Origin of the sequence: Demequina oxidasica (assembly GCF_000975115.1) — a bacterium.
In the GTDB taxonomy this organism is placed as follows: domain Bacteria; phylum Actinomycetota; class Actinomycetes; order Actinomycetales; family Demequinaceae; genus Demequina; species Demequina oxidasica.
The window spans coordinates 1232456-1244231 of record NZ_BBRE01000001.1 but is presented as its reverse complement, the minus strand read 5'-3'; the positions used below and the strand labels follow the sequence as shown (position 1 = coordinate 1244231).

Here is an 11776-nt window from a genome sequence, read left to right as displayed (position 1 = left end):
GCCAGTTTCAACTTCGGCCGTCGCCCCCGCCCTAGCATCGGCGCAAACAGAAAGGGCCCCCGCGTCACTCGAATGCGAGTAACGGGGGGGCCCATTCATGCCACCTCAGAAGTGATCACCATTCAGCGAGACTGCCGTCAGGGTGACGCCAGACGGGAGCGTGCCAGTTGTGGCCACGCTTGTCGGCCTCTCGAACAGCCGCATCGTCGATCTCCACGCCGAGCCCGGGGGCGGTGAGTCGCTCAATCGAGCCGTCAACGACGTCGAACACGGATGAGTCGAGGACGTAGTCCAGCACATCCCACGAGTCGTTGTAGTGGATGCCGCGGCTCTGCTCCTGAATCAGGAAGTTGGGAGCGGTGAAGTCGACCTGGAGGCAGGACGCGAGCGCGAGTGGCCCCAGCGGGCAGTGAGGCGCAAGAGAGACTCCATGAGTTTCTGCCTGGGCGGCGATGCGCCTCATCTCGGAGATGCCGCCACAGTGCGATACGTCCGGCTGGGCCACGGCGATCCCCGCGCTCAACAGCGGAACAAAGTCCCACCGCGAGTAGGCGCGTTCCCCCGTGGCGATTGGAACGGTCGTCCCAGAGGTGATGCGCGCGAGGTGCTCCGCGGCCAACTCGGGAACCACCGGCTCCTCCACAAAAAGCGGGTTGAGCCCCTCAAGGAGGGGCAGGGTGCGCCGCGCCATGGCGGGAGAGAACCGGCCGTGGAAGTCAAGAGCGAAGTCCGCATCACCGATGGCGTTCCGCACTGCCTGTGCGCGCTCCACGACGGCGTGTAGCTCGCTTTGTGACGCGATGACGCTGAGCTCGGCCGACCCGTTCATCTTGACGCAGTCGAAGCCCTGCTCGAGCCGGAGCTGGGCCTCCTCGGCGATGTCGCCCGGGCGGTCACCTGCGATCCAGCCGTAGACACGCGCACGGTCGCGAACGGCGCCGCCGAGCAACTCGTGAACGGGCACTCCCAGGCGCTTGCCAGCGATGTCCCAGAGTGCCTGGTCGATCCCTGCGATGGCACTTGAGAACACAGGGCCGCCGCGGTAGAAGCCGGACTTGGTGAGTTCCTGCCAGATGTCTTCGATCCGGCTTGGGTCCCGCCCAATGAGGTTCTCGGAGAACTCCTGGACTGCGGCGCGCACAGTTGCCGCGCGGCCCTCCACGACCGGCTCACCCCAACCGACCAGGCCGTCGTCGGTCTCGATCCGCACGAATAGCCACCGTGGGGGGACCATGAACGTCTCAATCCGGTCGATCTTCATCAAAACCTCCTTGTTTGGAAGTAAACATATCAGATAGATATGGGTGGCCTCTAGAGGGAATATGCGAATTGGTGCCATTGCACCGGCAACACCTATCTGATAACTTTGCCTTCAAGAGCGAGCTCGACGTTCGCGCGATAATCGAGGAGAAGAAAACAATGAAGTTCCTTCGCATAGGTGAGCCCGGCCACGAAATCGAGGTCGCCAGCATCGACGGCCTCACGGGTGTGGACGTCCGTCCCGCCATCGCCGCGGGCGCTGACCCCACCACCATCGACGGCATGCGCCTTATCAAGGCGTCCGCCGCTGCCGGCGACGCGACGATCGACCTCTCGACCGTGCGCATCGGCTCACCTATTGCCTGGCCCGGCAAGGTGATTTGCGTGGGGCTGAACTACCGCCAGCACGCGGCCGAAGCCAAGATGGCCATCCCCGAAGAGCCCATCCTGTTCATGAAGACCCCGTACACGGTGCAGGGCGCATACGACGATGTCGTAATCCCTCCGGGCAGCCTGAAGACCGACTACGAGGTGGAGCTCGCGATCGTCATCGGCCGCAAGGCTGAGTACCTGGCCTCGGTGGAGGAGTCACGCGACTACATCCTTGGCTACGCGATCTCGGACGACGTGTCCGAGCGCGCCTTCCAGCTCGAACGGGGCGGCCAGTGGGACAAGGGCAAGAACTGCGCAACCTTCAATCCGCTCGGTCCGTGGATAGTGACGGCGGACGAGGTCTCCGACCCGAACGCCCTCGACCTCAAGCTGACCGTCAACGGCGAGGTGCGCCAAAACTCCTCCACCGCGGACATGATCTTCGACGTCGACTACCTGGTCTGGTACATCAGCCAGTTCATGACCCTCATGCCCGGCGACGTTATCAACACGGGAACCCCTCAGGGCGTCGGCTCCGGGTTCACCCCCGGCAAGTTCCTGTCCGCCGGCGACGTGGTCGAGGTCTCGATCAGCGGCCTCGGCTCCCAGCGCCATGCGTTCATTGACTACAGCGCGGACGGCGCCAAGTGAGCGCCGCCGCTCCTGCGCAGTTCCCGGCGGGAACGGCCGCCATCGTCATCGGCGGCGGCAACGGGATCGGCGAGGCAACGTGCCTGCTCCTAGGCGCGCGCGGCGTCACCGTCACCGTTGTTGACCGCAACGGCGAGGCGGCCGATGCTGTGGCCGGGGCCATCACGGCGGCCGGCGGTTCCGCGTACGGCGCAGCAGCCGACGTGACCGACGAGGCAGCGCTGCAGGTCGTGTTCGACGGCGCGGTGGAGCGCGACGGCACCGTTCACGCGGTGATCAACTCCGCCGGTATCCAGGGTCCCCTTGGGCGCCGCAGCCACGAGGTGGAGGTCGAGGAGTTCGAACGCACCCTCGCCGTCAACCTCACGCCCGGCTTGATCATTGCGCGCGTCGCCATCCCGCACTTCCTCGCTCGCGGCTACGGGCGCATCGTCCACGTCGCGTCGATCGCCGGCAAGGAGGGCAACCCCAACATGATTGGGTACTCCGCCAGCAAGGCCGGACTCATTGGCCTGGTGAAGTCGCAGGGCAAGGAGTACGCACAGGATGGCATCACGGTCAACGCCGTGGCCCCTGCCGTCATCCGCACCCCGTTCCTGGATAGCCAGCCGCAGGAGGTTGTCGACTACATGTTGGCGAAGATTCCGATGGGGCGCACCGGCGAGCTCACCGAGGTCGCAGAGATGCTCGCCTTCATCGCATCGCCCGCTGCCGGCTTCACCACCGGCTTCACGTTCGACCTGAGCGGCGGGCGGGCAACGTATTGAGCGCCGACGACCCCCTACTCGATGAGCACACCGTCGTGCCCTACCTGGGTGCGCGGGGAATCGTCGACCCGACTCGTGCCACCGCCCGCTTTCTGGGTGGCGGCGTGAGCAATGTGGTCCTCGCAGTCGACGACAACGACCTTCACCTGGTTCTCAAGCAGGCCCGTGGCAAACTGCAGGTCGCTGACGATTGGTTCGCGCCGCGCGAGCGAGTACTGCGCGAGGCAGAGGGCCTGAGGGTGTTGGCGAACATCGATTCCGAGGCCGCACCCTTCACCGTTGACCTGGACCCCGAGGCACTCACTCTGACCATCGAGCGCGCCCCGGACGATTGGACGGACTGGAAGGAACGTCTGGTCGCTGGCGACATCGACGTGAGCGTCGCCGCGAGCCTGGGTCGCACGCTGAGCACTATGCAGCGCGCTACGCAGAACGGCGCGGGCCTCAGTGGGGACCTCGTGGGCGACACCGACATGTTCGATGCTCTGCGTCTGCAGCCGTATCACCGCACCGCGGCCGAACGTAACCCAGACCTCGCAAGCCAGATCCACGCTGTGATCGACAAGATGGCCGCGACACGCACCTGCCTGGTGCACGGCGACTTCTCTCCCAAGAACTTCCTGGTGGGCAACTCCGGCACCTGGGTGATCGATTTTGAGGTCGCCCATCTGGGGGACCCCACGTTCGATCCCGCCTTCCTGACCAGCCACCTGCTCATGAAGGCAATCCATCTGCCGCAGTGGGAGGACCAGTTCGCCGCCGCATCGGCCGCCTTCTTCGCCGCGTACCTGCCCGGCGCCCCTGCCGTGGATGCCGTTCATCTGTCCCAACAGATTGGCTGCCTCCTGCTCGCGCGGGTAGACGGCCGCTCCCCCGCCGAGTACCTCGACGATGCGCAGCGACGCCGCACCTACGCGCTAGGCGCCAACCTTCTCACCCAGCCGGTCGATGCGATCGGTGACCCCTGGAACCGCCTCAAGGAGACACCCCGATGACCCACGACGCCATCGCCCACACCCACGCCTGGGAAGCCCTCGATTCTCGGGGACGGCCCACCGTCGCCTGCCGTGTCACGCTGCACAACGGCACGCAGGGCCGGGCCATCGCACCCTCGGGCGCGTCCACCGGTCGGCACGAGGCCCTCGAGAAGCGCGACGGCGGCGAACGTTACGGCGGCTGGGGCGTCAGCGGAGCGGTGCGTGCCGTCAACGAGGAGTACGCGCCACTGATCGCCGGCAGGTCCGTCAGCGAACGTATCGCCATCGATGACGCGCTAGAGGCCCACGACGGCACCGACAACCTGGGCCGCCTGGGCGCCAACGCCGCACTCGCGGTCTCGCTTGCCGTCACCGTCGCGCACGCAGCCTCGGAGAACGCGCCCCTGTGGTCGACTCTCACTGGCCCACGTGAAGCAAGCATCCCGATGCCGATGGTCAACATCCTGTCCGGCGGCGCCCACGCCGGGCGCGCGGTAGACATTCAGGACTTCCTGGCGGTCCCAGTGGGCGCCGAATCATTCACCGAGGCGATCGAGCAGGTCGCCAGGGTGCGAGCAGCCTGCGCCAAGCTGCTTGACGCGCGCGGCGGCTGGTCTGCGCTGGTCGCTGACGAGGGTGGCCTCGCTGCTCGCCTCGACAGCAATGAGGCGGTGCTCGCACTGCTCTCCGACGGCATAGACGCGGCTGGCTTTACGGCCGACGAGATGGGCATCGCCCTCGACGTCGCCGCCACGCAGCTCGTGGACGGCGACGCGATCGTGCTCGCGGGTCAGGGTGACCGGCTGAGTGTGGCCGAGTGGCTCGACCTCGTCGCGTCCTGGGTGGAGCGCTACCCGATCGTGTCGATCGAGGACATCGTGGGCGAGGACGATTGGGAGGGCTCGCGCGCCGCCACCTCAATGCTGCGCCACGTGCAGATGCTTGGCGACGACACCTTCGCCACCAACCTGGGTCGCGTGCGCCGTGGAATCGAGGAGGATTCCGCGAACTCGGTGCTCGTCAAGGTCAATCAGGCCGGCACCGTATCGCGCGCAGAGCGCGTGGTGTTCGAGGCCATTGGTGCGGGCTTCGAGACCGTCGTCAGTGCGCGCTCCGGCGACACGGAGGACAGCTGGCTCGCCGACCTCGCCGTGGGGTGGGGCGCGAGGCAGATCAAGGTCGGCTCGACCATGCGTAGCGAGCGCACGGCCAAGTGGAACCGACTCCTCGAACTCGAAAGTGACGGCACCCTGCCGTTCGCTGGCCGCGCCGCGCTTGCGGGTCAGCCTCGCAATCCGGCACTGTGAACTAAGCAAAAGACAAGGAAGTCACCGATGAACCAGGTCGAGCCAGTTGGCGCGGGCGTCTCCGGACGCCTGTGGCAGGACAAGGTCGCGATTGTCACCGGCGGGTCTCAGGGCATCGGCGCGGCCATCGCCGCGCAAGGCGTCGCCGACGGCGCACGCATGTGGATCTTTGACATCGCCGACCAGGAGGGCCAGCAGACCGCCGAGCGCATCGGCGACCAATGCCGTTACCTGCACGTCGATGTCACCGACGAGCAAGCCATCGCCGATGCCGTAGCTGAGGTGGTCGCGGAGGCCGGGCGGGTGGACATCCTGATCAACAACGCGAGCGGCGACGGAGACGATGACGCGCTCACGATGACCGTCGCGAACTGGGATTCGCACATGCGCCTCAACCTCACGTCAGCCTGGCTCATGGCACGTGCTGTGCTGCCGTCCATGATCGAGTCGGGCGGCGGAAGCATTGTGAACATCGGCTCCCTGCACTCTCGCATGACCATCGAAGGGGCCTTCCCCTATGCCGCCGGTAAGGCGGGACTGGGCGGGCTCACCAGAACGCTTGCACTGGACTACGGACCCCACGGAGTGCGGGTCAACATGGTCTGCCCCGGATGGACCCGTAGCGAGCGCATCGACGCGTACTTCGAGGAGATCGGCGAGGAGGCCGTGGCGGCCATCGTGGCGACTCACGCCCTGCGACGTGTCGCGACGCCCCAGGACATCGCGCCAGTCGTGTCGTTCATCGCCTCGGACCACGCGAGTTTCATCACGGCCGCGACATTGGACGTTGACGGCGGACTGAGCGCGCGCTTTGCCTGAGCCCCGCCGCCTGACCGCGGCCGCACGCGTAGGTACAACCACGGACGTTTTGGGAGAGGGCCCAGTGTGGGACGACCGCGAACAGTGCGTGTATTACGTGGACATCACATCCCACCGCGTCTACCGGCGCGAAGGTGCTGACCTCGCCCAACGCACCGTGGTTCACGAGGCGGATCGCGCCGTGACCTGCGTCCTGCTCGCTCAGGACGGGGGGCTGCTCATCGTCGAGCGCGATCGTCTGGTCACCCGCTCGATCGATGGCGTGGTGCGATCCGGACCCCCACTGCCAGCCGATGCCCTGGAGGCCGACCCACAGCGCCGCTTCAACGACGGCACGATAGACCCGCAGGGCCGGCTCCTCATTGGCACCCTGCACGAGGGCGACGTCGAGAACCAGGAACGACTGCTACGCATCGACTCCGCTGGACACGTCGAGACACTCGCGCGGTCGCTGACGCTCTCCAACGGGTTGGGCTTTGACCCCTCGGGGCTCCGGCTGTATCACGCGGACACCCTGCGAAATCGAGTGAACGTCTACGACTACGCGACGCCGACGCCCGTCCCGGTACGTTCCTTTGTGGTGGAGCCTGGGTACCCGGACGGGCTCACTGTCGACGCCGAGGGCTTCATCTGGGTCGCGGTGTGGGGCGGCAGCGAAGTGCGCCGCTACACCCCCACCGGGATGCTCGACGCTCAGCTTCCGGTACCCGCGCGTCACGTGACCGCGGCCGCATTCATGGGGGACGAGCTCGTCATCACCACGGCAAGCGAAGGGGTCGACGATCCCCTGCCGGTCGACGGTGGCGTATACAGCGCCCACGTGGGGGTGCGGGGCGCGACTAGCTACCGCTGGGCGGGGCGGACCGAAGCCTAGCCCCGCCCGCGAGTGGCTATGCCTGGCGGAACTCGACCGGAGTGCCGGCTTCGACCGTGCGCGAGACTGTGCAGGTCTTCTCCTGAGCACTCTTCAGGGCTGCTCCGATGCGGGCGCGAGCCTTATCTCCGTCCTCACCCTCGGGGAACAGCAGGTCCCACTCGATGGCGATGTTCTCCAGGAGGGAACCGCCGTCAACGACTGCCTTGTCAGCAGTAGCAGTCACGTCGAAGCGCTCGGGCTGTACGCGGCGCGAGGTCATCGCGTCCAAGTCGATGCTTGAGCACCCGGCGATAGCCGCCAGCAGCAGTTCGACTGGAGACATCAAGCCCTCGCCCTGTCCAAACGTCATGGTGACGCCGGCCGAGTTGGTGGCGACGTAGACGCCCTCCGACTCGCGGGTCATGGTCACTTTGCGTGAATTCTCGTTTGTCATAGATCAATCATCGCACGCACTCCCCGTTCAAACTGGGGAGTTCTCCCCATTGTTGCCGCCGCGCGATTCCTCTACGGTAAAAATACGACGTGAAATGGGGGTGGCGAAGTGCTGGACGAAGGCTTTAATCCGTACGAGGCGAATGCCGACTCTGGTACCTCCCAGTACGTGGGGCGCCTCACCGCGGTTCGAAGCGCCGCAGTCCGTCACCCCTCCCCACAGTTCACCCCGGCGGCAACGGCGGCGCCGGGGTCGATCAAAGCTCCTACGACATCGGCCGGTATCCGCGATTTTGACTTCGCGGCCGCGATGTTCAACGATGACAACGCGTGGCGAGAGATGGCAAAGGCCATCGCGAGCGACGCTGCTTAGGCCCTCAGCACCCAAGCTCCCGCCGCCCACGACAAAACCGCACGCCGTGGCCAGTACGCGAACCACCTCAACGCGTGAATCACGAGTTCGCCCCTCGCGAGAACTCAAATCCCACCGCTAAGTACGTGGCGTTACACCTAGCCTACGACTCCCTTGATGCTACGTCTTGCGCAGGAAAGAAATCGCCTCGTCGAGTCATCGACCTAACGACAGGCGCTCCACCAGGGCAAGGGCAGCCTCATGCTTGTTGAACGTATAGACGTGGATGCCCGGGGCTCCAGACTCAAGGAGTTCATTCGCCAGGTCTGCCGCTGCCGCGACCCCGACCACTCGGGCAGCCTCAGCATCGGCCGCCGTGTCTAGTGCCGTCACCAATGAGGTGGGAGCTGCCACACCAGTCAACTGCTCCAGGCGATTCGCTCGCGAGGCGTTCAGCAGCGGGATGATGCCGGGCAGGATCGGCAGCCCGATGCCCTCGGCCCTGGCGTCCCGATCGAGCGCGCGCCACTGTTCGGCATCGTAGAAAACCTGTGTGACCGCGAAATCCGCGCCCGCGTCCTGCTTGGCCTTGAGGACGTCGAGTCCCTGCTGACGCCACTGCTCGGCCGCGTGTGCCGCGGGGAAGGCGGTCACACCCACGGACACGTTGTCGATGCCGTGGGTGGAGGCGACCTCGCGGATCAGTTCCACCAGTTGGTACGCGTAGAGAAGCCCGTCGGGATGCGGCCGCCAGTCGGGCTGGCCCGCGGGCGGGTCGCCGCGCAACGCGAGGAAGTCGCGCACGCCCTCACCCATAAACTCTTCGATCACCGCGGTGACCTCCGCGCGCGACTGATCCACACACGTGAGGTGCGCGAGCGGCGAGATCGTGTGTTCGTCGGCCAGTCGTTGCACCACGCCGCGGCTCGAATGCCGCGTGGCTCCCGAGGCGCCGTACGTGATGGACGCGAAGTCGGGATTGGTCTCTGCGAGCAGCGCGATGGTCTCCCATAACGTCTCAGCGGCGGCCTCGGAGCGCGGCGGAAAGAGCTCGTAGCTGAGCGTGGGCGCCGGGGCGTTGAGGATGTCGCGAATCGTCATAGCGAGGCAAGACTACTGGGGGCAGGCGTGCTGATGCCAACCCGCCAACTGATGCCCACAAGGCCCCGCCGATTCACACCTTCCCCACATCGGTGAGTTCGGCGCGAAAAGTGTCGGTCGCGCACGACACACTAGATTCATGATCACCGAGACGAACGACCTCATTCGCTGTTTTGGATCCGGCGACAGTGACTACGAGGAGTACCACGACCACGAGTGGGGCCACGAGGTTCGCGGGGATGGTCCGATGCTGGAACGGATGGTGCTGGAGGGCTTCCAGTCGGGGCTGTCGTGGTCGACTATTCTGCGCAAACGTGACAACTTCCGCGCAGCGTTCGCCGGGTTCGACCCAGACGCCGTGGCCGCCTTTGGCGACGACGATGTGGAAAGGCTGATGGCGGACGCCGGGATCGTCCGCAACCGGCGAAAGATCGAGGCGGCCATCTCCAACGCCAGAGCCACGGTGGCCCTGCGTGATCGCGGTGGCTCACTCAGTGACCTGGTCTGGTCACACTCCCCCGCTCCGCGCTCTGAGCCCCCGGCGTCATGGGAGGACGTGCCCGCGGCCACCGACGAGTCCAAAGCACTTGCCAAGGAGCTCAAGGCGGAGGGGTTCGTGTTCGTGGGTCCCACCACGATGTACGCGCTCATGCAGGCCGTGGGCATGGTCGACGATCACATCGCCGGGTGCATCTCGCGAAAGGGCTAGCAATACGCGCGGCGGTGACGCGCTTTGGCGTCCTCGAGGAAGGCATTCACGATGCGCTCGTCCGCGGGTATCCACGCCACGTCGTGCCAGCCGCCGGGTTCTAGCCAGCGCAGGTCGTCGTGATCCTCGAGCGGCTGCGGCTCGGCCCGGTGTCCGTCCGGGCCCGGAACGATAGTCGCCCACCAGACGCGCATTACCAAGCGTGAGCCGCGCGCGTCGTCGGCGGGCCGGATCATCCATACGGGTCGTTCGCAGTGTTCCGCCAGACCAGCCCCGTCGTCTGGGCCCAGTACCTCGTCGCCGAGCTCTACCTCAACGCCGAGCTCTTCGCGAAGTTCGCGACGCAACGCCTCTTCGGGGCTTTCCCCTGGCTCCACCTTGCCGCCCGGGAACTCCCACAGACCCGCGTACTCCGGAGGGGACGTTCGCCGCGCGGCGAAGAGCAACCGGGGAATACCCAGATCGTCCGTGATCGCGGCGGCGACCACTAACTTGGCGGCCGGAATGGTCGTCATGGGGGCGGCTGTGTCTCAGAGCCGCGTCAGGCGGTGAGCGCGGAGTACGCCTCGGGTGTCAGCAAGTCCTGCGGAGCCGCGGTCAGTTCGACCTTGAATATCCAACCTGCGCCGTAGGCGTCGGTGTTGATGGATTCCGGGGCGGCCTCGAGCGCCTCGTTGGTCTCCGTCACCTTGCCGGTCACCGGCGAATAGAGCTCACTCACCGCCTTGGTCGACTCGAGCTCACCACAGACCTCACCAGCCGTGACCGTGTCACCCACCGCGGGCGGCTCTGCGTACACAATGTCGCCCAACGCGTCAGCGGCGTGCGCCGTGATGCCCACCGTGACGACGGCGCCGACGGCTGGATCGCCGTCCACCCATTCGTGCTCGGCGGAGTACTTCAGTTCAGCGGGGATGTTGGCCATGGCTGCGGGACCTTTCGGGTGTCGCGTTGAACTACGGGTGAATGGAGCGGATCAAAATTAATCGCGAGCGCCGGTTGGCGCCACTACTTCTCTCGCTTGTAAAACGGTAGCGCGGTCACAGTCATTTCTTCGCGTCGACCACGTACATCAATTCCCACGACGGTCCCGGGCTCGGCCATCGACACGGGCACGTATGCCATCGCAATGGGCTGCCCGAGCGTTGGCGACGGTACGCCTGAGGTCACGACGCCCACCTGGTTGCCGGCCTCGTCTGTCACGGCGTATCCCGTACGCGCGGAGCGTCGTCCCTCTCCGACCAGGCCCACCAGCTGCTTGGCGACACCGGACTCCTTGACCTTCGCCAGCGCCTCCCGTCCCATAAAGTCGCCTCGCGGGTTCGCCTCAGTGCCAAACGCGATGATGCGCCCCAGCCCGGCCTCGAACGGAGTGGTCGACTCGTCGAGTTCCTGGCCATACAACGGCATCCCCGCCTCCAGCCGCAGGGAGTCCCGCGATGAAAGTCCGGCGGGAATCATTCCTAGTGGCGTGCCGTACTTGAGCGCGAGTTGCCACACTTCGCGTGCCTCGTCTGCTCCCACAAATAGTTCAAAGCCATCCTCACCGGTATAGCCGGTGCGGGCCACAAAGGCGTGGATTCCGCCTTCAAGCAACACATTCGCTCCGGAGTAGTACTTCATCGCCGCGATGTCGTCCTCGCCCAGCTCGCACATAGCGCCCGTGATCTGGGCAGAAAGCGGACCCTGCACCGCGATGAGCGCGATCTCCGCGGACACGTCCTCAACGGTGGCCTCATAGGCGCCGATGCGGTCGCGCAGTTCGGTCACCACGCGGTCCTTATTTGAAGCGTTCGCGACAATGAAGAAGTGGTCCCAGTCGCGACGGTAGATGACCAGGTCATCAATGACACCGCCCGCCTCGTTGCACAGCATTGTGTACTTGGCGCCCCACAGCTTGACCGCGCTGACGCGGCCCGCGAGGGCAAAGTCCAGGAAGTCCGCGGCCCCGGCGCCGCGAACGGACAGTTCGCCCATGTGGGACAGGTCGAATAGCCCAGCGCCAGTGCGCACGGCCTGGTGTTCGGCGATGTCGCCGGAATACCTCACGGGCATCTGCCAGCCGGCAAAGTCCACCAGGGTCGCGTCAAGCGCGACGTGTTCGTCATGAAGGGGGGAGCGCAGTGTGGTCACAGTCCAAACCTACGGGACG

14 protein-coding genes are annotated in these 11776 nt (G+C 65.8%); 8 read left to right on the top strand and 6 right to left on the bottom strand.

Annotated elements, in window-relative coordinates; genetic code table 11:
• Positions 1 to 115: 115 nt before the first annotated feature.
• Entirely contained in the window at positions 116 to 1261 is a 1146-nt protein-coding gene (dgoD, locus tag AOP77_RS05715; protein ID WP_062210497.1) for a galactonate dehydratase, read from the bottom strand.
• A 158-nt stretch (positions 1262 to 1419) separates the two neighbouring features.
• On the opposite strand from dgoD, the gene AOP77_RS05710 reads away from it, so the two are divergent.
• The 6 genes from AOP77_RS05710 to AOP77_RS05685 are packed head-to-tail and all read left to right on the top strand — an operon-like array spanning position 1420 to position 7027.
• Positions 1420 to 2283 carry a fumarylacetoacetate hydrolase family protein gene (locus AOP77_RS05710; protein ID WP_062210494.1) on the top strand — a complete coding sequence of 288 codons (864 nt, stop codon included), beginning with the start codon at positions 1420 to 1422 and terminating at the stop codon, positions 2281 to 2283.
• Positions 2280 to 3050 carry an SDR family NAD(P)-dependent oxidoreductase gene (locus tag AOP77_RS05705; protein ID WP_062210491.1) on the top strand — a complete coding sequence of 257 codons (771 nt, stop codon included), beginning with the start codon at positions 2280 to 2282 and terminating at the stop codon, positions 3048 to 3050. Before AOP77_RS05710 ends, AOP77_RS05705 begins: the two co-directional genes overlap by 4 nt.
• Positions 3047 to 4045 carry a phosphotransferase family protein gene (locus AOP77_RS05700; protein ID WP_062210487.1) on the top strand — a complete coding sequence of 333 codons (999 nt, stop codon included), beginning with the start codon at positions 3047 to 3049 and terminating at the stop codon, positions 4043 to 4045. The genes AOP77_RS05705 and AOP77_RS05700 overlap by 4 nt, the downstream gene beginning before the upstream one ends.
• Positions 4042 to 5334, top strand: coding sequence for a phosphopyruvate hydratase (eno, locus tag AOP77_RS05695; protein ID WP_062210484.1), 1293 nt, complete (start codon positions 4042 to 4044; stop codon positions 5332 to 5334). Before AOP77_RS05700 ends, eno begins: the two co-directional genes overlap by 4 nt.
• 27 nt (positions 5335 to 5361) lie before the next feature.
• Positions 5362 to 6153, top strand: coding sequence for an SDR family NAD(P)-dependent oxidoreductase (locus AOP77_RS05690; RefSeq protein WP_062210481.1), 792 nt, complete (start codon positions 5362 to 5364; stop codon positions 6151 to 6153).
• On the top strand, positions 6146 to 7027 hold the full coding sequence (locus AOP77_RS05685) for an SMP-30/gluconolactonase/LRE family protein (RefSeq protein ID WP_084622348.1): 882 nt from the start codon (positions 6146 to 6148) through the stop codon (positions 7025 to 7027). Before AOP77_RS05690 ends, AOP77_RS05685 begins: the two co-directional genes overlap by 8 nt.
• A gap of 16 nt (positions 7028 to 7043) precedes the next feature.
• On the opposite strand, the gene AOP77_RS05680 is transcribed toward AOP77_RS05685, so the two are convergent.
• A complete protein-coding gene (locus tag AOP77_RS05680) occupies positions 7044 to 7463 on the bottom strand; it encodes an OsmC family protein (protein WP_062210475.1) in 420 nt (139 codons plus the stop codon).
• Between the two features lie 108 nt (positions 7464 to 7571).
• Here AOP77_RS05680 and AOP77_RS05675 point away from each other — a divergent pair, with 108 nt between their 5' ends.
• Complete coding sequence (locus AOP77_RS05675) at positions 7572 to 7835, top strand: hypothetical protein (RefSeq protein ID WP_062210472.1); 264 nt, start codon at positions 7572 to 7574, stop codon at positions 7833 to 7835.
• A 195-nt stretch (positions 7836 to 8030) separates the two neighbouring features.
• Here AOP77_RS05675 and AOP77_RS05670 read toward each other — a convergent pair whose 3' ends face one another.
• Entirely contained in the window at positions 8031 to 8915 is an 885-nt protein-coding gene (locus AOP77_RS05670; protein ID WP_062210469.1) for a methylenetetrahydrofolate reductase, read from the bottom strand.
• Between the two features lie 139 nt (positions 8916 to 9054).
• Between AOP77_RS05670 and AOP77_RS05665 the strand changes: the two genes are divergently transcribed.
• On the top strand, positions 9055 to 9624 hold the full coding sequence (locus tag AOP77_RS05665; protein WP_062210466.1) for a DNA-3-methyladenine glycosylase I: 570 nt from the start codon (positions 9055 to 9057) through the stop codon (positions 9622 to 9624).
• Here AOP77_RS05665 and AOP77_RS05660 read toward each other — a convergent pair.
• The 3 genes from AOP77_RS05660 to gcvT all read right to left on the bottom strand — a co-directional run bounded on the left by AOP77_RS05660 (position 9621) and on the right by gcvT (position 11757).
• On the bottom strand, positions 9621 to 10139 hold the full coding sequence (locus tag AOP77_RS05660) for a (deoxy)nucleoside triphosphate pyrophosphohydrolase (RefSeq protein WP_062210463.1): 519 nt from the start codon (positions 10137 to 10139) through the stop codon (positions 9621 to 9623). The genes AOP77_RS05665 and AOP77_RS05660 overlap by 4 nt on opposite strands.
• 26 nt (positions 10140 to 10165) lie before the next feature.
• Complete coding sequence (gene gcvH, locus AOP77_RS05655; protein ID WP_062210460.1) at positions 10166 to 10549, bottom strand: glycine cleavage system protein GcvH; 384 nt, start codon at positions 10547 to 10549, stop codon at positions 10166 to 10168.
• Between the two features lie 83 nt (positions 10550 to 10632).
• On the bottom strand, positions 10633 to 11757 hold the full coding sequence (gene gcvT / locus AOP77_RS05650; protein WP_084622347.1) for a glycine cleavage system aminomethyltransferase GcvT: 1125 nt from the start codon (positions 11755 to 11757) through the stop codon (positions 10633 to 10635).
• Positions 11758 to 11776 lie beyond the last annotated feature (19 nt).